Below are 20,590 nucleotides of genomic sequence, written 5' to 3' on the forward strand. Positions count from 1 at the left end.
TTGCCTAAGAAAGTAAAAAAAAGGCATCTATTAGACTATAGTATCTTGATTCCCTATTTGATTTTATGTGTTTTGGGTTTGATCATGGTATATAGTTCTACGTCGTATCTATTATTAGAAAACGGACAAAATCCGTCCGCATCAGTCATTAACCAAAGTATTTTTTGGGTGCTCAGCTTGATTGCTATCGCACTACTCTACAAAATGAAAACAGATGTTTTAAAAAACCAGCGTTTGATTATGGCAGCCATCGCAGTTTTGACGATTTTGCTGCTGATCGTTGTGTTTTTCGGTAAAGAAATCAATGGTGCAAAAGGTTGGCTTCAAATTGCAGGATTTTCGATCCAACCTGCCGAATACCTAAAGATTATTTCTATCTGGTATCTGTCTCTGACTTTATCTAAAAGACAAAACAGTGTGCAAAAAGATTTCCTAGGGACTGTAAAACGTCCACTTGCAATGGTTATCGGACTGACTGCTTTGGTCGCTATTCTTCCTGATTTTGGGAATGCGGCAGTTATCTTTTTGATTATTTTGGTTCTGCTTTTAGCCAGCGGAGTCAATTATGTGTATACTTTGATTGTAGGAGTAGGGGGTTTTTGTTTAAGTACTTTTACGATCTGGCTAATCAATATTACAAACGGAAAAATCTTGCCTGGACGTTTACAGTATATCTATAATCGCTTTGCTATTTACCAAAATCCTTTCTCGGATGAATTAAATAAAGGCCATCAATTAGTTAACGGCTACTATGCCATGTTCAATGGCGGGTTATTTGGCAGAGGATTAGGTAACAGTATCCAGAAAAAGGGATTTTTACAAGAAGCACAAACCGATTTTATCTATGCAATCGTAGTGGAAGAGCTCGGAGTGATTATGGGGATTTTGATATTAGCGTTGCTATTCTTTATGATCGTGCGCATTATTCTTGTAGGGATTCGTTCAAGAGATCCGTTCAATTCGCTTTTGTGCATTGGGATCGGCGCAATGTTTTTGATCCAAGTGTTTGTCAATCTGGGAGGAATCACTGGTGTCATTCCTTTGACAGGGATCACGTTCCCATTCTTAAGTCAAGGAGGATCCAGTTTGCTGATGCTTTCGATCTGTGTCGGCTTTGTCCTCAACATTAGTGCGGATGAAAAACGCAAGAGCTTAGGTTTATAATAAAAAAAGATGTAGGAGTGGTTCGATGAAAAAAGTTTTAGTTGCTAACAGGGGTGAAATCGCTGTACGTGTATTTCGTGCTTGTACAGAATTAGGAATTAAAACTGTTGGAATCTATGCAGAAGAAGATGAATATTCCGTACACCGTTTTAAAGCGGATGAAGCATATTTAGTAGGACAAGGGAAAAAACCGATTGATGCGTATCTAGATATTGAAGGGATCATTTCTATCGCGAAAGAATGCGGGGCTGATGCCATTCATCCTGGTTATGGTCTTTTATCGGAAAACTTGAATTTTGCGCAACGGTGCGAGGAAGAGGGTATCACTTTTGTTGGACCCAAACTGCATCATTTGGATATTTTTGGAGATAAAATCAAAGCAAAAGCTGCAGCCATCGAAGCAGGAATTGCTTCAATTCCAGGCACAGATGGTCCAATCGCTTCTGTAGACGATGCATTGGAATTTGCTGAACGATTCGGTTATCCGATTATGATTAAGGCAGCTCTAGGCGGCGGAGGTCGCGGAATGCGTGTGGCTCATGATGAAAAGAGTGCAAGAGAAGGTTACGAACGTGCAAAAAGCGAAGCAAAAGCTGCCTTTGGTAGCGATGAAGTGTATGTTGAAAAATACATCGCCAACCCTAAGCATATCGAAGTACAGATTCTTGGTGACACACATGGAAACGTCATCCATCTTTTCGAAAGAGACTGTTCTGTTCAGCGCCGCCACCAAAAAGTAGTAGAAGTAGCGCCTTGTGTCTCTATGAACGAACAGCAACGTCAAAAAATTTGTCAGGCAGCTGTCCAATTGATGAAACATGTTGGGTATGTCAATGCGGGTACGGTAGAATTTCTTGTTGAAGGAGATGATTTTTACTTTATCGAAGTCAATCCTCGCGTCCAAGTGGAACATACGATCACAGAAATGATTACAGATATTGATATCGTGACAACACAACTATTGATTGCCCAAGGGTTAGATTTGCATAAAGAAATCGGATTGCCTCAGCAAGAAGAAATCAAATTGAATGGGTCAGCTATTCAATGCCGAATTACTACGGAAGACCCGTTGAATAACTTTTTACCAGACACAGGAAAAATCGATACGTATCGTTCACCTGGCGGATTTGGCGTACGTCTGGATGTAGGGAATGCTTACGCTGGCTATGTGGTGACGCCGTATTTTGATTCATTGTTAGTAAAAGTATGTACGCATGGCGCTACTTTTGAAACAGCCATTCAGAAAATGGAACGTTGCTTGAAAGAATTCAGGATCCGTGGAGTAAAAACAAATATTCCATTTATGCTAAATGTCATCACACATCCTGAATTCCAATCAGGAAATGCAAAAACAACTTTTATCGATAGTACAGCAACATTATTTGAATTTCCTCGACTACGAGACCGCGGAAATAAAACGATGAAATATATCGGTGAAATTACTGTCAATGGTTTTCCAGGTATCGAAAGTGGCGAAAAACCATTTTATGAAGAACCACGTATGCCTAAAGATCTAATCACAAGAACTGATTATGTAACGGCTAAGAACGTATTAGATGCGAAGGGTGCCGATGCTTTGGTTGAATGGATCAAAGGACAGGAAAATTTATTGTTGACGGATACGACATTTAGAGACGCTCATCAAAGTCTGCTAGCAACTCGTGTTCGGACAAAGGATTTCAAGCAGATTGCACGCTTAACGGGAGAAGGTCTTCCTGAACTCTTTTCAAGTGAGATGTGGGGGGGAGCAACATTTGATGTGGCTTACCGCTTTTTGAATGAAGATCCTTGGCAACGATTGAGAAAAATCCGTTCTTTAATGCCTAATACATTGCTGCAAATGCTTTTCAGAGGTTCAAATGCCGTTGGGTATTCTAATTATCCTGACAATGTACTGGTGGAATTTGTCAAAGAAGCAGCAGCACAAGGGATTGATGTTTTCCGAATCTTTGATAGTTTGAACTGGACTCCTCAAATGGAAAAAAGTATCCAAGCAGTACGGGATACTGGTAAAATCGCAGAGGCAGCTATCTGCTATACTGGCGATATCAACGATCCAAGCCGAGCAAAATACAATGTTCAGTATTATAAAGACATGGCAAAAGAACTAGAACAACTGGGTGCGCATATCATTGCAATCAAGGATATGGCTGGATTGCTTAAACCGCAAGCAGCTTATCGTTTGATTAGTGAATTGAAAGAAACGACGGATCTGCCAATCCATCTGCATACTCATGATACTAGTGGAAACGGGATTATCACTTATTCCGCTGCTTCAAAAGCAGGAGTAGACATCGTTGACGTAGCAATGAGTGCAATGAGTGGGAACACGAGTCAGCCTAGCATGAGTAGCTTGTATTATGCGCTGGTCAATGGCCCACGGCTGCCAGAAATCACAATTGAAAATGCACAGAAATTGAACCATTATTGGGAAGATGTGCGTATGTATTACAAACCATTTGAAAATGGCTTGAATGCTCCTGAAACAGAAGTGTATATGCATGAGATGCCGGGAGGACAGTATTCAAATCTGCAACAGCAGGCAAAAGCTGTCGGACTAGGTCATCGCTGGGATGAAATCAAACAAATGTACCATACTGTCAATTTGATGTTTGGCGATATCGTGAAAGTAACTCCATCATCTAAAGTCGTAGGAGATATGGCACTATTCATGGTCCAAAATGATCTCACAGAACAAGACATCTATGAAAAAGGCGAAACACTAAGTTTCCCTGAATCTGTAGTGACTTTCTTCCAAGGAGAACTAGGACAACCAGTCGGCGGATTTCCTGAAAAACTGCAAAAGATCATTCTTAAGGGCAGACCCGCGTTGAGTGAACGTCCAGGACTGTTGGCGAAATCAGTCGATTTCAACGAAGTGAAAAAAGAATTGGCAGAAAAAATCGGCTATGAACCAAAACAAGACGAAGTATTAAGTTATTTGATGTATCCGCAAGTCTTTTTGGACTATCAAAAAGCGTATAATCAATTTGGCGATGTTACATTACTGGATACACCAACATTCTTCCAAGGGATACGTTTAGGTGAAACGATCAATGTACAAATCGAACGTGGAAAAACGCTTATCATCCGGTTAGATGAAATCGGAGAACCCGATATCGAAGGAAATCGCGTACTGTTCTTCAATCTGAATGGGCAAAGACGGGAAATCACTATCAAAGATAATTCAATCATCAGTGCGGTTCAAACTCGATTGAAAGCTGAACCAACAAACCGAGAGCAAATCGGAGCAACGATGTCTGGTTCTGTGCTTGATGTATTAGTGAAAAAAGGCGATAACGTCAAAAAAGGCGACACGTTGATGATTACTGAAGCAATGAAAATGGAAACAGCCATCGAAGCACGTTTTGACGGAGAAGTTGCACATGTATATGTATCTTCAGGCGACACGATTTCGTCTGGCGACCTTTTGATTGAAGTGACTGAAAAATAATAAGTGAAAGGTGGGGAAACATGAAAAGACTGGGTTTGTTTTGGCTGATTCTGCTATTAGTTATTGCGGCATTCTATATGGAACCAGTCTTGTTCCCGCCAAAACTTGAAGTGAAGGAAAACTCTGATCAACAAATCTCAAATCAAATGACAACGTGGAAATACCAGGAGCTTAAAGCAACTGGTTTTTCTACTTATATTGGAAAACCGATTGAACAGCTAGAAAAAGATTTTGGACAATCCTATGATCGATTAACTAGTGGGTTTGGTTTTGAAACAAGATATTATGAAAACAAAGCCAGTCATCTCACTTTTGAAGTGAATGTCCAAGATAGCATGGTCACAACTGTTAAAGTACTGCAAACAGGACCTGCTGATATCACGCCGTTTTATTTAGGGATGACGATGCAGGACCTAACGAAACTCACGACTATCTATACTAATTTCACTTTTGAGTATCACGACACAGAAGTTGGAATCGAACTGATGGAAGAGGATATGAATTATCGTCCACTGATTGCTTTTGATAACGACACTTTTGCTATTTTGTTTTTTGATCAAACAACTAACGGTCTGTTTTCAGTTGTATATTTAGATAAAGATAGTCTTTTGAAACTTTTACCGTATCAAGTGTTTGGTGAAGGTCTCCCACATTATGAAGCAGATAAATCGGCTGACTGGGAATCGATCAATCGCGGTAAAGAACGAAAAAGTACGACTATACTAAACATGCTTAGAAGAGAAGACGAACTTCCTATATACAACCAACCACTTGCCTTTCAAAGCCACAGTCGGCTGCTGCTACATGATTTCTTGACAAAGCCTGAAGAAATCTTGTCAGACGAACGTATGGCTGATTGGCAAAAATCGCTAGGCAGTGGACAAACGACAACGAAATTCTCCTTGACGAATGATGAATTGGAGAAGTTAATCAGTAAACAGAAATTAGAAAATACTAGTGGACTGTTTATTCATCCAGCAATCGACGCTACTTTTTCGTTTTTATATTGGTACAGCGATCCATATAATCATGACCGCTTTATGGATCCGGGAACGGATTCATTAGGCATTGCTTTTTCTAAAGAAAATATGTTAGTCTTATTGCAAGAAGAAAACGGAGAAAGTAGTGATAGCAGTGATCGTTAACGAAGAGCTGTTTCAACTGGAGGATCAATGCCTCCGAGTCGCTGAAATGATAAAAAAGAGTAAAACGATGACTTCTTATTTCAAACATAAACAGTCAATGAAAGAATCTGCAGAAGTCTGCCAATTAAAAGAGGCGTTCCTGTCGAAGAAAAAGGCGTTTGAAAATGTAGCGGCATATGGCGAATATGCACCTGATTATCGTGAAAAAAAACGTGCTCTTCGAAAAGCAAGAAGACAGCTTGACCTGAATGAGCATGTCGCAGCTTTTAGGTATAGTGAAACACAGTTACAAAGTCTATTGGATCAAATTGTCCAAGCACTTGCCGAAGAAGTTTCTAATGAAATCAAGGTAGATGCAGGTAGTCCGTTCTTTGAAACGAAAAAACACTTTGGATGCGGAGGGAATTGTCATGCAAGTTGACAATAGTGAATTTGAAATAATAAAACGACGCGGGCTGATCGTATGGGTCTACAGCTTAAAACAATTAAAGAATCTAAAAAAGTTCGGCTTGTTGCATTATGTCTCAAGAAGAATGAAATATGTCGTCCTTTACTTGAATGAAGAGACATTTGAAGAGACAGAAGAACGAATCCGTAAATTACATTTTGTTCGAAACGTAGAACGTTCTTACCGACCAGATATCGAAATGAATTTTGCTGATAAAATAGGTAATAAAACGGTATTAAAAGAAGAAGGTTTCGAAATCGAAGAGCTGAATACAGAAATCAGATTAGCTGAACATCTTTAAAAATCTCTTATGAGCAGTTTTTTAATAAAAAAATAACTTGGACAACTATCAAAAATTGATCATTGTCCAAGTATTTTTTTGTCTTTTTTTTGGTATACTAGTACCAGTACCATTTCTAAGGAGTGAGTAGATGCGGATAATATCAGGAAATTATGGCGGACGCCGCTTAAAAAGTTTAGCAGGGGCGAACACCAGACCAACTACAGATAAAGTAAAAGAATCCATATTCAATATGATTGGACCCTATTTTGATGGAGAGACAGTATTGGATCTGTTTGCAGGAAGCGGCGGTCTAGCTATCGAAGCCGTATCCAGAGGCTGTAGTTATGCAGTATGCGTAGACAAAAATTACCAAGCGCTAAAAATCATCAAAGAAAACATCGAGATTACGAAAGAACCAGAGAAGTTTACAACAATAAAACTTGATGCAGACAAAGCAATCGAACGGTTAGCAGCAGAGAAACAACAATTTGATTACTTGTTTCTTGATCCGCCGTATGCAAAACAAAAAATCATTGATCAAATCCATAAAATGGAAGAACTGGGACTTTTTTCTAAAACCGCAGTTATCGTATGTGAAACGGATAAAACAGTCGAATTGCCAGAATCTGTGGCTGGATTTCATCAAATAAGAAAACAGATTTATGGCATAACAGCTGTGACTATCTATAGAAAAGAGGGAAATCGATGAAACGTGCATTATTCCCAGGAAGTTTTGATCCTTTTACAAAAGGACACTTAGATACAGTGGAGCGTGCGGCTAAATTATTCGATGAGGTGGTAATTGGTGTTTTTATCAATACTTCAAAGAAAAGTTTGTTTCCTCCAGAAGAAAGAATGACATTGATCACAAAAGCTGTGGCACATCTTCCTAATGTAAAAGTCATGCATCAGGAAAATCAATTGACAGTGGAAACGGCAAAAGAAATCGGCGCGGATGCCTTGGTCAGAGGAATACGGAGTATCAAAGACTTCGAATATGAACGAGAAATCGCTCAGATGAACCGTCATCTAAACGAGGAATTGGAAACGGTGTTCTTATTGGCAAAACCAGAATATAGCCATGTCAGTTCCAGTATTTTAAAAGAAGTACTGCACTTTGGTGGAGACGTGAGCAGTTATTTACCGCCAGTTATCAACGAAGCTTTAGCTGGAAAGCGTGAATCAAATGAAAGCTAAACAATGGTTGAAAACAGTACTGATTATCATATTTGGAATGTTGATCATCGGATTTGTAGTAGTTCCTCTGCCATATTATGTGGAATCACCAGGAGCAACGATTGATCTGAAAGAATTAATTACAGTCAATGACAAAGAAGACAAAGGTTCTGGCTCTTTCTCTCTTACATCCGTCGGTATCAGGCAAGCTACCGGATTTTTGGCGCTAAAGGCTAAACTAGCCCCCTTTGAAGAATTAATCAGTAAAGAAGAATTGACTGGTGGGGCAACAAATGAAGAATATAATCAAATGCAACAGTATTATATGGATTCTTCCCAAAACGCAGCCATCGAACAAGCGTTGAAACTTGCAGGCAAGCCTTATAAAATGGAATTCAAAGGCGTATATGTCATGAGAGTAGAGAAAACATCGAACTTCTTTGGCAAGCTTTCAGTAGGAGATACAGTAACAAAAGTAGACGGCAAAAGCTTTCAAAGTACAGAAGCATTTATGGATTATGTAAAAAGCCAAAAAGTTGGACAAACAATCGAAATCAGTTATTTGCATAATGGTGAAGAAAAAACAGCATCTGGTGATCTGATTGAGTTGCCAACAGATAAAAAGGCAGGAATAGGCATCACACTTACTGATCATACAGAGATCGAATCAGATACAGACGTTCGCATTAATTCTGGCTCTATTGGTGGACCGTCAGCGGGATTGATGTTCACTTTAGAGATCTATGAACAGGTCACTGGTAAAAATTTGCGACATGGTAAGCAAATTGCCGGAACTGGAACGATCAACAGCGAAGGAGAAGTCGGCCGAATCGGAGGAATCGATAAAAAAGTGGCAAGCGCGGATAAAGCCGGCGTAGAGATTTTCTTTGCACCAGATGATACGATCTCAGATGATGTTAAGAAAGAATATCCTGAAATAAAAACCAACTACGAAGAAGCAAAAGCCGCTGCCAAAAAATTGAATTCCTCCATGAAAATCGTACCAGTAAAAACAGTACAAGATGCGCTTGACTATCTAGAGAAAATGAAATGAACCAACTAAAAAAATTGTGAAAAAGCTGCTCTGTATCAAGTAATAAGAATAGCTAAGCAAAAACAGCTTCTCCTCTTTTGTTTGGATTTATTTATCGCAGATGCAAGCTTTTGAGCTAATTGAATACTATTTATTTTGAATAAGGGATTGTGACATATTTTCTGTCACAATCCTTTTTTTTCGTCAAAATATCTTTCTGCTAAAAAAAAAGAAAAAATTGACGTAATTAGATGTTGAAGGGACGATTTTGCCAGAGCACACTGTTTCTTCGATTTCAAATGAAAGGAGTAATGAATGGTTTTTACTGATCATTCTTTGTAAAAAGAAATAATGATAGAAAAAATCAGCAAGAAAATACTCACCTCACCTAAGTTAATCGTTTGTATGTCTACGGTAGTTCTTATTTTTTGTATAGCCAGTGGTTTTTTATTGTCAAATCTGTTATTTCATAGAGAACCAGAAGAAATCGCTGCAAAAGAAATGCTTTCTCCATTTAGTTCCAGTGAAGAAAATCAATTGCCTGAAGAAAATACTGTAGAAGAGGATGCTCGTCCAAAGGTTATGTACACCGATATCAAAGGAAGTGTGAAGGAGCCTGGTATCTATTCGTTTTCTTCAGAAGAACGGGTCTATGATGTACTAAAGCGCGCAGGAGGATTATTAGAAGAAGCGGATAGCGATCGAATCAACTTTTCTGCGAAAATAGAAGATCAGCAAGTCCTATACATCCCTGCTGTAGGTGAAGAGCTGCCAGAACATCTTGATCAGTTGGCATCCTCAGAAGGAAAACAATCTACAGCAGATTCCGAGCCTTCAAAAATAAATATCAATACAGCCAGTCCCTCAGAACTCCAGCAGATTCCTGGGATCGGATCAGTCAAGGCGCAAGAAATCATTCGATTTAGAGAAGAAAACGGATCCTTCCAGAAAGTGGAAGACTTGCAGGAGATCTCTGGTATCGGTGAAAAGACAGTTGAAAAACTAAAAAACTTCGTTACAATTAAATAGAATGATTCAGAATCAACTGAAAAGAGCAATAAATGGAGGCTAATGGATGACGGACTTCATTTCGGCAGTGAAGGATATGCTCTTTTGTCAGACATGATGATTCGGTATATTTAAAGAATATTTTGTTTAAGCAATGGAGTGCTTTTTTGATCAACTTGAAAAAACGGAGGAATGTAAACCATGTTAGAAAAATCTTCAAAACCATGCGATACGAACAAAGAAAAAATTACTGATAAGACTCAAAACAAACGCATTCCCTGGGACCAGTACTTTATGGCTCAGGCAGTATTGTTATCTTTACGCAGCACATGTACACGTTTAGAAGTAGGAGCGACACTTGTTAGGGAAAAACGGATCATTGCTGGCGGCTATAATGGAGCAGTCAGTGGAGATGTCCACTGCATAGATGAAGGCTGCTATGTTGTGGATGGACACTGTTTGCGAACGATCCATGCAGAGATGAATGCGCTGCTACAGTGCGCGAAACTCGGTATCCCAACGGAAGGTTCGGAAATCTATGTCACACATTTTCCATGTTTAGCTTGTACAAAAGCTTTGCTGCAAGCTGGTGTCAAAGGGATCAATTATCTCCATGACTATCGAAATGATCCGTATGCTCAAGCGTTGATTGAACAATTAGGCGTATCTGTACACCAAGTTGCTTTAGACTCGCAGCATTTTTCAAAACTTCAAAATGAATTAACAGGAAAACATGTCTAGCGTTTTAGAAAGGCATGTTCGAAATCGGTTGATTTTTCCGGCAATTACGTCGATGATTATTTGTTTGTTGTATGATACGAACAATTGGATTTATCGTTTGTTTCTTGCCGGAATTTTTTTGTGGTTTTCGCTAAAAGAAGGACGTTTTATCGCGTACTTCTGTATTGTTGGTAGCATAATGGTATCCGTTTCTTATAAGCTACAAGAATATTCATTTTTAGAGGAAAAAGAAACTTCTGCGCAAGTGACTTTATCTACAGATACGATTCGTGCAAATGGCAGTTTTTTGACAATGGAAGGAAGGTTGTCAGAGAGTAAACAGAAGATACAGCTTTCTTATCAAGCAAACACCGAAGAGGAATTGAAAACTTGGCTTGGGTTCCGAGGGAAGGGGATAGAATTGACAGCTGAAGGCGAGTTTATTTCTCCCGAAAAAAAGCGAAATCCTTATACTTTTGACCAAGAAGCTTACTTCAGGAACCATAGAATCTCTGGTCGATTCCAAATTCAAAGGGTCGATAAAATCAACATACAAAATCATTGGCGAAATTGGCTCCAGAGAAAAAGAGGCGCTTTTATTTCTTTTGTCCAATCTGAATTTCCGCAAAAAACAAGTGTATATATCAATTCTTTATTATGGGGTTATAAAGATTCAGGATTCAGAGAATCAGAAGAAATTTTTAGAGAGAGTGGTTTGCTGCATCTATTCAGCCTATCGGGATTACACATCCAATTTTATTTAGGGTGGCTGTATTATTTGTTTCGACGTATCGGATGGCCACTGCACGTCAGCATCATTCCGTTGAGTCTGCTAACTATCTGTTATGTTTCTCTTGCAGGCAGTTCTATTTCTGTCTTGCGTGCTAGTCTGTTGTTTTTATTGCGGTTGCTAGTCAAATTATTGAATAAACGTTACTCCTCTATGGACTTATTTGCAGTTGTCTTTTGGCTTCTTTTGCTATTTGATCCTCGATTTCTTTTTCATGCGGGCGGGCAGCTTAGTTTTTTCATGAGTTTTTTGTTTATCCTGATTTCTTTTGATGGAGATTGGATGAAAAAAACGGCTTCTCATGTCCTATTTACCATGATCACGATGCCATTGATTGTATGGCATTTTTATGAGTGGCCTCTTTTAGGCAGTCTTTTTACATTACTGGTTGCGCCGGTATTCAAGTTTCTTTTTCTTCCTAGTGTGTTCTTTCTGACGCTTTTCAATCGCTGGTTGCCGAAAACCTTACTTTTGCTGATAGAAGAGGGACTGATCTTGTTTGAACGAATGATCGATTCGTTTTCAGGATCGCCTCTTGTTATAGGGCGTCTACCTCTTATGCTATCAGGGGTATATATTTTCGGATTGCTGATTTGTATGGATAGATTGAACGAGCAGCCGATGAAACTCTTGTTTTATGTTGGTCTGTTTTCTTTGATGCTATTGACTTTGCCATTTTTACGTTTTTCTTCAACGATCGCTTTTATCGATGTTGGCCAAGGAGACAGTATCTTTTTGCAAAGTCCTTTTCGAAAGGAAACGATTTTGATTGATACGGGTGGTAAGTTGTACTTTGAAAGGGAAAAGTGGGCGCAAGGTATTGCACGACCTCCTGCTGAAAGGAATATCGTTCCATACCTAAAAGGACAGGGAATAAGTGTGATCGATAAACTCATCTTGACACACGACGATACGGATCATGTGGGAGAATTGTCCACATTATCTCAGCATTTCACCATCAAAAAAATTTATATTGGCTGGGGCGCTGGACGAAATGAACCGTTGCGAAGGCATTTAACAGAAGCTCAAAAAAATGGCACTAAAATCATTGAAGTCAAACATGGCGACAGGATCAAAGGCTATTATGATCTTTATGTATTGACACCTTTTGAAAAGGGAGAAGGAAGAAATGAAGATTCGATTGGTTTATGGCTGGACTATAATAATCAACGTTTTTTGTTTTTAGGCGATTTGAATCAAGCGATGGAAGAACAGTTGCTTTCTATTTATCCTAATTTGAAAGCCGACGTAGTCAAATTAGGTCACCATGGTAGCCGCACATCAAGTAATACGGATTTTCTTTCCCGTATTGAAGCGAAACATGGAATTATATCCTGCGGAGTAAATAATCGTTATGGTCACCCTCACAGCGAAGTATTGGAGGCATTAGAAGAAAATCAGATAAGAACATGGCGAACCGATCAGCAAGGAATGATCACCTATCGCTGGCATCCAGTTTTTCATCCTCATGGTCTAATGGAAACAATGATAGACTAGTAATTCTCATCTTCTCATGGTAGGATAATTTTGAAAGTGGTGAGTAATTTGAGTATACAAGCAGAGTTACAAAAAATACGTAAAGAAAAACTTGCATCTTGTTACTTGATCTTAGGAACAGAAAAGTTTCTCCAAGATCAAGTTCGGGCAGAAATAGTTAAAAAAATCAAATTAGAGGGCGAAGATGATTTAAATTTTTTAAGTTTTGACATGGAAAATGCAAGTTTAGAGGAGGTAGTGGCTGAAGCAGAGACATTGCCGTTTTTCGGAGATCAACGATTAGTATTTGTGGAGAACCCATATTTTTTAACAGGTGAGAAAGTAAACAACGGGATCGAACAAAATACTGATTTACTGACAGCTTATTTGAAAGAACCACTAGAATCGACTGTATTAGTATTTTTTGCGCCATATGAAAAGTTGGATGAACGGAAAAAAGTAACGAAACAATTGAAAAAAACAGCAACCATCATCAACGTCCAACAGCTGAATGAAAAAGAAGTACGTCAATATCTGATGAATACCTTAGAGAACTCTTCCATCAAAATGGAACGAAACGCCATTGATTTATTCTTGCGGTTGACCGACTTAGATTTATCCAAAATGATGAGAGAGTTACAGAAATTAATTCTTTATGGACAAAATCAACAGCAAATCACTGTTCGAGAAGTAGAACAATTAGTTCCTAAAACATTGGAACATAATATTTTTGACATGACCCAATATATTTTAAAAGGGAAGACAGAACAAGCCTTGCGTTTATATGAAGATTTAGTCATGCAAGGGGAGGAAACAATCAAAATCAATGCGATTTTACTTTCTCAATTACGTTTGTTTTTACAGACAAAATTTCTTGTAAAGATTGGCTATCAGCAGGCCAATATTGCAGAAACATTAAAAATCCATCCCTACCGTGTAAAACTTGCCATGCAAGAAGTAAGGAAATTCGATGAACAGTTGCTGGTACAATTATTTGATCAATTAGTCGAAATGGATTATCAAATCAAAACGGGGCAAATCGAAAAAGAATTAAGTTTTCAACTTTTCGTTTTGCGCACAGGGCAGTTGTTGAGAAATCGATAGGAAGAAAGAAGAAGCCAAAAGCATGCAAGAATACCGGTTGCTTTTGGCTTTTTTTGCCAAATAAAAAAACCGGCCGAAGCCGATTCTTTTACTTAGCGATTTTTTTGCTTAAACGAGATTTGTCGCGGTTAGCTTTGTTTTTGTGGATTAGACCTTTTGATTCAGCCATATCAATAGCTTTAACAGCTTCTTTATATAACGCATCTACGTTGTCAGCACCTGAAGCTACAGCATCTTCAAATTTTTTGATTGCAGTACGCATAGCGCTTGTTTGAGATGAATTTTTCACATTAGCGTTTTCGCTTGTACGAACACGTTTGATTGCAGATTCAATGTTTGGCATTAGTTTCACCTCCGATAACTTAAGTTCTTACGCGTGTGACCGCATAATTCAACATTCATTATTATACCTAAAGGCAGCGCGCTTTGCAATATGAACATGACAAGTTTTTTTCCTTAACAGTCTTTTATTTAAACTTTTTTATCAGTAAAAACAGATAAATCAAGCTGAAAAAATCAAAAAGACGCTATTGTGGGAGGCAATAGCGTCAAACCAAACTAGATTTTTATTTATCTATTTAAACAAAGATTGAATGGGAATGTTTGGTACTAAGTCATTATATAACAAAGAGAACCGTTTGCAAAGTTTTTTTTGAAAAGGGATACGATTCCCTGTTGTTCTTTGTTTTTCTATTAAGAAACTGCAGTTATTTTATAACCAGTCACCTTTGATCGGTAAAGGTTATTCTGGTGTACCGATTATTTTAATGTATTCATCAATATTTTTTATCAACATTTTTTTAATGACTAACTGATTCCGACGGTTCCATTTGCCACTTACTTCCAGTACATATTTATTTAGTGGCAAACGTAAGATGTACTTTGCCAAATAGCGATCTTTAAGCAGGCCATTGATCACACGGTCCTCAAGCTGCAAGTTGATTCCAGTCAGCATCATTGGCTGTTCTTGTAAAACATACGTATCAATTAAAAGACCTTCAAAAGTTTCCACAAGCGTCTTCCTTTCTTTCCAAAGTAACCTGAGAACAGGTACTGTTTCTTCCATTTTGATATTCGTTAAAGTGGATGCAATCATACCTTCTTTTGTCCACTGTAATCTAGTATAACAAAAAAGAGGAGAAGAGCCAAAAAGAAAAAAGTGCATCGATTTCAATAGGAAGTCTCATTCGCTCGGTCATTGTTTAAAAAAAGCTCCTGCATCGCAGGAGCATCCCCTATATCATTCTAATAGGTCAATCAAAAGCAGTATCTAACACATTTTGTATCAAATCAGGAAATAAAAGATAAGCTAATCCCAGAATCAAAAGTACCGCTAAAAGAAACCAGCCAATTGTTCCTATGAAATACTTCAATTTTTCGAACATTGTATCACCTCGTTGTCAGTATATCACGGATCAGTAAATTGGGGGTGTTAAGAATCTCCTAAAAATAGGCAAAATTTGATCTATTTTCCTAAAGCAAATACTTGTAAGATACAGTAAGTAATGCCAGAAGCAATGACTGGTCCGGCGGCGATTCCTCTTAAGAAGACAACTCCTAAAATCGTGCCAAAAACAAGCGCAACAGTGATTTGCGGATCAGAAGCAATCAATCCTACGCCCTTGGAAGATAAGACAGCCACTAGCCCACCGCAAAAAACAGCTACCCAGCCAATAGGGGATTTAAAGGCTTCTAATAAATCACGTAGACCGATTTCTCCTGTTGCGATAGGGATCAGAATCGCTGCAGTGATGATCGTCACACCAATATTGATTCCTTTGCCTTGAAGCCAAGGGAAAAAGGAACGGGAGGCTGGTACGAGCTTCATAATCAGCACAAAAGCTGCCGCTATCATTAGACTTTGATTCTTAGCTAAAATTGCTACAAGTAAAATAATACCTAAAAAAAGCCAACTTTCCATGAAATAATTCCTCACTTTCTTCGAAACAATCATAACATGTTTTTAGAAAGTTGCAAAAGCAGGAATTTATCCTTCGAAATCTATTCATACGCTGATCTTTTCATAAAATAAACAAAATCATAAAAAACTTCACTTATTTGGCAGAAGACAGCCGTGCTTGGTATAGTGGACAAGGCTTACATTTTTTTGAAGAATCAGAAAGAGCAGGTAAAGGTCTTAGTAAGCGCAAGCCATTCAGAATAACCAATATCGTGCTTCCTTCGTGTCCTACTACTCCAAGAGGTAGATTTAAAAATTGCAAGAAGTTAGAAGCAATCAACAAGAGAATAACAAGAACCGAAAAAATGATATTTTGTTTGATGATCCGCCGCATTTTTAAAGATAGCCGATGACTGTAGACGAATTTATCTAAGTCATTTTTCATTAAGACGATGTCTGCGATATCCATTGCGGCGTCTGTTCCTTGTCCCATAGCGATACCTAATGAAGCAGCTGCTAAAGCAGGCGCATCATTGACTCCATCACCAACCATCGCATTTACTTGGTAACGTTCATTTTCTTTTTTGACTAGTTGTGTTTTTTCTTCCGGAGTACAGCTTGCATAGTAATGTTCGATTCCTACTTGTTCAGCAATAGCCTTTGCTGTGCCAGAATGGTCGCCAGTTATCATACTTGTATGGATGTTTTGGGATTTAAAGTAGGAAATCACCTGTTGGGCATTTGCTTTTGGAATATCCAACAGACCTAAAACAGCGATTAACTGTTGATCTTTAGAAAGATAGATTACAGTTTTTCCTTGATTTTCTAAACGTTCGATCATTTCCTCAATCTCTTTGCTGATTCTCATCGTCTCAGGATCATATGCGTGTTTGCCAACTTTCCATTGCGCCCCTAAATAGGTAGTTTGTAATCCAAAACCAGTAATTTCTTCTATTGATAGGCATTGGATTGCTTCGGGTATTGTGCAATCGAAATATTGTAAAATCGCATGAGCAAGAGGGTGTGTCGTTTTTTGTTCCATAGCAACAAGAAGTTGTTGTGCCAAATCCTTCTCATCAAAGAAAAAGCTGTCAGTCACAACTGGTTTTCCTTTAGTGAGTGTTCCAGTTTTATCAAAGGCAATCGCTTTTAATTCAGAAAGCTTCTCTAAATGGATCCCGCCTTTGATTAGAATCCCATTTTTTGCAGAATTTGAAAGAGCAGCTAGAGAAGCAGGAGTAGCAGATGCGACAAGCGCACAAGGAGAAGCCACGACTAATAATACCATTCCTCGATAAAAGCTTTCATCCCAACTCCAACCTAAGAAAAAGTGGGGGAGAAGGATCATTAGAGGCACAGCAAGCAAAATCAATTTTACATAATTGTTTTCGATCCGTTCGATAAATGAAGCTGTTTGAGTTGGCGTATTCTGCGCTTCTTCCACTAATTGGATGATCTTAGCAAAGACAGTTTCGGCACTCGTTTTTGTTACTCGAATCGTAATGGGATTTCCTTTATTCAGCGTTCCTGCAAACATCTCATCTCCTAAATATTTTTCTACAGGTACAGATTCACCGCTTAATGCAGACTCATCGATCGTTGCCTGTGTGCTTTCTAAACAACCGTCGATCGGAACAGCCGCTCCTTTAGCGACGAACACCAAGTCATCCACCTTTAATTGCGAAACATCTACTTCTTGCATTTGTCCGTTTTCTTTTAGTAACTGAGCTTTTTGTGGCTGAAGATTCATCAAAGCGGTAATTTCTTTTTGACTTTTATTGGTCGTGTATTCCTCTAATGCACCGCTTAAACAAAAGATGAACGTCAACATTGCTCCCTCAAAGTAATTACCAATCAAATAGGCACCAATAGCGGCTAAAGCCATCAATAAGTCCACATTCAGTGTTCGGTCATTCCACAATTCTTTCAAGCCTTCCGATGTTTGTTTGTATCCACCGATGATAATAGCGCTGATATAAAAAAGCGGGGTGATGGTGAGAGAGAATCGGTCGAAAATAAAACCGGCAATCAAAAATAAAAGACAGCCAATTGTTGCTGTAAAAGCTTTTTTCTGATTAGTCATCGTTATCAGTCCTCCTTGTCAAAACAAGGATAGCATAATAAAAATGTAATTGATAATAAAAACAGCTAAATGAGAACGATAATGGTTATCATTTGACTATGGAGCTCGATGGAGTTTTTATTATTTATAATAATTATCATTAAATAAAATAAAAAAACGGAACATTTCTCATACAAGAGAAGTGTTCCGTTTTTTCTTACATTGCAATAAACCAATAACCAATTAAAATGATACCAAGGATAATACGATACCAGCCAAAAGCGGTAAAGTCGTTTTTCTTCAAATAACTTAATAAGAATTTAATAGCTAAGACAGAAACCACAAAAGATACGAATGTTCCTACAAGAAGAACAACAGTTTCTTCCATTTTGAATGAGTTCCCTTCAGCTAAATATTTGACGATCTTCAAGCCGCTTGCGCCAAACATGACAGGAATCCCTAAGAAAAATGAGAATTCTGTAGCGACAAAACGCGAAGCGCCAATCAAGATAGCTCCTAGGATCGTTGCACCAGAACGAGATGTTCCGGGAACAAGTGCCAAGACTTGGAATAACCCAACAAGAAGAGCTGCTTGGTACGTAAAGTCATTCAGCGAAGTCCAACGAGGTGTTTTGTTTTTGTTACGTTTTTCGACAATAATAAAGGCAATACCGTAAACAATCAAAACAATGGCAACGGGTAAGAACTTGTGGAAATTTGCTTCTAACCAATCATCCAAAGGCAAACCAATGATGATGGCTGGTATACAAGCAACGATCACTTTAAACCAAAGTGTCCAAGTATCTTTTTTTTCTATCGTTGATTTACTTGGAGAAAAGGGGTTTAATTTGTGAAAATAAAGAACGACGACAGCTAAGATCGCCCCTAATTGGATAACGACATTGAACATCGACATAAACTGTGAACTGGCATCCAGTTTGATGAATTCATCTGCTAGGATCAGATGACCAGTACTACTGATGGGCAGCCATTCCGTTATTCCTTCAATAATACCGAGAATCACTGCTTTGATAATATTTGCAAAAAACATAAATTCCTTCCTTCCCAATTAAGATACATCTTATAGTATACCGTTATTTTTTGATAAACCCAATCTGTTTTTTAATATTAAGAAAAACTTGAGAAATGAAGCAGATAAGAATACGAAGAGAAAAAAAGAAGACAAAGCCCTCGTTCAGACTTTGCCTTTTATGATTCTCTGTTAAAAATTAAAATATCCCATCATAAAAACGAGTCTCGACTATGTGCTTTCCCGTTTTCGATATAAGACGTATCGTTGATACCATGGATAGAAAATCGACCGTTTGCATAAGTAACCTTTGTTACACTGCCATTTAAAAGACCAGCACGAACAGGCTGTTTAGGATCAATCAGATTAAGCAAGAAGGCAATCGTCAAACCATGTGATACGACTAAAACATTTCCGCCGCCGTTTTTTTCGCAGTGATGGGCGATATCTTCAAATCCTGTCCACACACGATCTCGCAATGTTTCATAAGTTTCTGCCCATCCAGCCGTATCCAAGTTGTATACAGCATTGGCAATTTGTTCAAAAGAAACTTCTGTGGTAAACATCTCATCATAGGTTTTAAAATTCAATACGCGAGGGATCACACCCCACATTTCCATGTCATAGCCACCTTCAAGAGACCCAAAGCACCATTCTCTGATCCGTTTCTCGATAAAATAAGGAATTTCTTTTCCCTTAGAATGTTCTCCTAGAATAATACGGGCAGTTTCGATCGCCCGACCACTGTCACTAGAATAAGCAAAAGAAAAGTCGACATCTTTTAACCCGCGCCCTAAATAATGGATGCCTTCTTGTCCTTGTTTTGTGAGTGGCGTATCACACCAGCCTTGTACGCGTTCGATTGTATTGAACATCGTTTTTCCATGCCGTACGATATAAAGTGTAGTTTCTGTCATTTTATTCTCCTCCTAAATCATTTTTAACGATTGAAAAAAGGATTTGTCCTTTTTTCCTGTTCAATCGTTGTTGCATCACCATGTCCTGGATAGACTGCAAATTCATCAGGTAAAACAAACAGCTGGGTCCGAATACTGTGAAGTAATTGTTCTAAATTCCCTGTATACAGATCGGTTCTACCGATACTTCCTCTAAATAGGGCGTCGCCAGAAACGACAAAATCATCAAAAATAAAGCTAACGCTTCCGATGGAGTGTCCTGGAGTAGGGACTACACGAAAAGACATGTTCCCTAAAGTATAAGTTTTCATTTCAAATTCATATTCTGCAGGCGAGACAATAATATCAGCAATATCATCATGTCGTCCGAGTCCAGAAAGGTTCAAAATCGGATCACCTAGCCATTTTTGCTCTAGTGGGCTGACATACACTGGGATTTGATAATATGCGCGTAAAGGTTCTACTGCACCGATATGATCGTAGTGGGTATGGGTAAGCAAAATCGCTACCGGCTGTTGGTTTGTTTTTTTGATTTCTTGTTTGATTCGTTCTGCATCTTCTCCAGGGTCAATGATCAAAAGTGCTTCTTCGTTGTAGACCAAATAACAGTTTTCTTCAATCATTCCTGTTTTTAATCTTTCGATATGCATGTGCATTCCTCCTTGATAGCCAAAACTTCTTTCATCCATTAGTATAACGCATTCATTGCTAGGAAACAAAAACAGGTACTTATTTCTCTTTACTTATCTGAATTATCAGACTATATGAAAAGTATTTGGATATTCTAAAGAGAAGGAAAGTAAGTTTTCATAGCATTTTAATATGTCCTTGTTACATTAGACTCATCCAAAAATCCAAATTCTATATCCTATATCCCTGC

20 protein-coding genes are annotated in these 20,590 nt (G+C 38.4%); 12 read left to right on the forward strand and 8 right to left on the reverse strand.

The annotated features are described in order from the left end of the window. The 12 genes from HMPREF2961_RS11150 to holA all read left to right on the forward strand — a co-directional run bounded on the left by HMPREF2961_RS11150 (position 1) and on the right by holA (position 13,801). On the forward strand, positions 1–1,164 hold the full coding sequence (locus HMPREF2961_RS11150) for an FtsW/RodA/SpoVE family cell cycle protein (RefSeq protein ID WP_002309450.1): 1,164 nt from the start codon (positions 1–3) through the stop codon (positions 1,162–1,164). 25 nt (positions 1,165–1,189) lie between these two features. Further along, positions 1,190–4,618 (forward strand): pyruvate carboxylase, encoded by a 3,429-nt coding sequence (locus HMPREF2961_RS11155; RefSeq protein WP_002315142.1) that lies wholly within the window; start codon positions 1,190–1,192, stop codon positions 4,616–4,618. A 20-nt stretch (positions 4,619–4,638) separates the two neighbouring features. After that, entirely contained in the window at positions 4,639–5,763 is a 1,125-nt protein-coding gene (locus HMPREF2961_RS11160; protein ID WP_002315141.1) for a CAP-associated domain-containing protein, read from the forward strand. Next, complete coding sequence (locus tag HMPREF2961_RS11165) at positions 5,744–6,184, forward strand: YlbF/YmcA family competence regulator (RefSeq protein ID WP_002315140.1); 441 nt, start codon at positions 5,744–5,746, stop codon at positions 6,182–6,184. Before HMPREF2961_RS11160 ends, HMPREF2961_RS11165 begins: the two co-directional genes overlap by 20 nt. Continuing rightward, the gene (locus HMPREF2961_RS11170) at positions 6,174–6,512 is read left to right on the forward strand and encodes a YlbG family protein (RefSeq protein ID WP_002292197.1); all 339 of its coding nucleotides are present in this window, start codon (positions 6,174–6,176) and stop codon (positions 6,510–6,512) included. The genes HMPREF2961_RS11165 and HMPREF2961_RS11170 overlap by 11 nt, the downstream gene beginning before the upstream one ends. 130 nt (positions 6,513–6,642) lie before the next feature. Further along, positions 6,643–7,203: a 16S rRNA (guanine(966)-N(2))-methyltransferase RsmD gene (rsmD, locus tag HMPREF2961_RS11175; RefSeq protein WP_002315139.1), complete on the forward strand. Its 561-nt coding sequence runs from the start codon at positions 6,643–6,645 to the stop codon at positions 7,201–7,203. Beyond that, complete coding sequence (gene coaD, locus HMPREF2961_RS11180) at positions 7,200–7,691, forward strand: pantetheine-phosphate adenylyltransferase (protein WP_002315138.1); 492 nt, start codon at positions 7,200–7,202, stop codon at positions 7,689–7,691. The genes rsmD and coaD overlap by 4 nt, the downstream gene beginning before the upstream one ends. Further along, positions 7,681–8,724: a SepM family pheromone-processing serine protease gene (locus tag HMPREF2961_RS11185; protein WP_002315137.1), complete on the forward strand. Its 1,044-nt coding sequence runs from the start codon at positions 7,681–7,683 to the stop codon at positions 8,722–8,724. Before coaD ends, HMPREF2961_RS11185 begins: the two co-directional genes overlap by 11 nt. 330 nt (positions 8,725–9,054) lie before the next feature. Continuing rightward, a complete protein-coding gene (locus tag HMPREF2961_RS11190) occupies positions 9,055–9,732 on the forward strand; it encodes a helix-hairpin-helix domain-containing protein (protein ID WP_002315136.1) in 678 nt (225 codons plus the stop codon). A gap of 180 nt (positions 9,733–9,912) precedes the next feature. Further along, entirely contained in the window at positions 9,913–10,452 is a 540-nt protein-coding gene (locus tag HMPREF2961_RS11195) for a ComE operon protein 2 (protein WP_002292191.1), read from the forward strand. Continuing rightward, positions 10,445–12,718: a DNA internalization-related competence protein ComEC/Rec2 gene (locus HMPREF2961_RS11200; protein ID WP_025477259.1), complete on the forward strand. Its 2,274-nt coding sequence runs from the start codon at positions 10,445–10,447 to the stop codon at positions 12,716–12,718. Before HMPREF2961_RS11195 ends, HMPREF2961_RS11200 begins: the two co-directional genes overlap by 8 nt. A 36-nt stretch (positions 12,719–12,754) precedes the next feature. Continuing rightward, the gene (gene holA / locus HMPREF2961_RS11205; protein ID WP_002335668.1) at positions 12,755–13,801 is read left to right on the forward strand and encodes a DNA polymerase III subunit delta; all 1,047 of its coding nucleotides are present in this window, start codon (positions 12,755–12,757) and stop codon (positions 13,799–13,801) included. 88 nt (positions 13,802–13,889) lie between these two features. Here the strand turns inward: holA and rpsT are convergent, their stop codons facing one another. The 8 genes from rpsT to HMPREF2961_RS11240 all read right to left on the reverse strand — a co-directional run bounded on the left by rpsT (position 13,890) and on the right by HMPREF2961_RS11240 (position 20,360). Further along, the gene (gene rpsT / locus HMPREF2961_RS11210) at positions 13,890–14,144 is read right to left on the reverse strand and encodes a 30S ribosomal protein S20 (protein ID WP_002292188.1); all 255 of its coding nucleotides are present in this window, start codon (positions 14,142–14,144) and stop codon (positions 13,890–13,892) included. Between the two features lie 399 nt (positions 14,145–14,543). After that, positions 14,544–14,813, reverse strand: coding sequence for a hypothetical protein (locus HMPREF2961_RS11215; RefSeq protein WP_002289125.1), 270 nt, complete (start codon positions 14,811–14,813; stop codon positions 14,544–14,546). A 241-nt stretch (positions 14,814–15,054) separates the two neighbouring features. Beyond that, a complete protein-coding gene (locus tag HMPREF2961_RS15805; protein ID WP_256277988.1) occupies positions 15,055–15,186 on the reverse strand; it encodes a hypothetical protein in 132 nt (43 codons plus the stop codon). An 80-nt stretch (positions 15,187–15,266) separates the two neighbouring features. Then, positions 15,267–15,722 carry a DUF441 domain-containing protein gene (locus tag HMPREF2961_RS11220; protein WP_002315133.1) on the reverse strand — a complete coding sequence of 152 codons (456 nt, stop codon included), beginning with the start codon at positions 15,720–15,722 and terminating at the stop codon, positions 15,267–15,269. A 133-nt stretch (positions 15,723–15,855) separates the two neighbouring features. Next, complete coding sequence (locus HMPREF2961_RS11225) at positions 15,856–17,784, reverse strand: heavy metal translocating P-type ATPase (protein ID WP_070704787.1); 1,929 nt, start codon at positions 17,782–17,784, stop codon at positions 15,856–15,858. A 196-nt stretch (positions 17,785–17,980) separates the two neighbouring features. Next, positions 17,981–18,814 (reverse strand): undecaprenyl-diphosphate phosphatase, encoded by an 834-nt coding sequence (locus HMPREF2961_RS11230; RefSeq protein WP_002309434.1) that lies wholly within the window; start codon positions 18,812–18,814, stop codon positions 17,981–17,983. A 191-nt stretch (positions 18,815–19,005) separates the two neighbouring features. Then, positions 19,006–19,710 carry a histidine phosphatase family protein gene (locus HMPREF2961_RS11235; RefSeq protein ID WP_002329133.1) on the reverse strand — a complete coding sequence of 235 codons (705 nt, stop codon included), beginning with the start codon at positions 19,708–19,710 and terminating at the stop codon, positions 19,006–19,008. Between the two features lie 23 nt (positions 19,711–19,733). Next, a complete protein-coding gene (locus HMPREF2961_RS11240) occupies positions 19,734–20,360 on the reverse strand; it encodes an MBL fold metallo-hydrolase (RefSeq protein WP_002315130.1) in 627 nt (208 codons plus the stop codon). Between the last annotated feature and the right edge of the window lie 230 nt (positions 20,361–20,590).

Origin of the sequence: Enterococcus sp. HMSC076E04, from assembly GCF_001814285.1 — a bacterium.
GTDB classification, from domain to species: Bacteria; Bacillota; Bacilli; order Lactobacillales; family Enterococcaceae; genus Enterococcus_B; species Enterococcus_B lactis.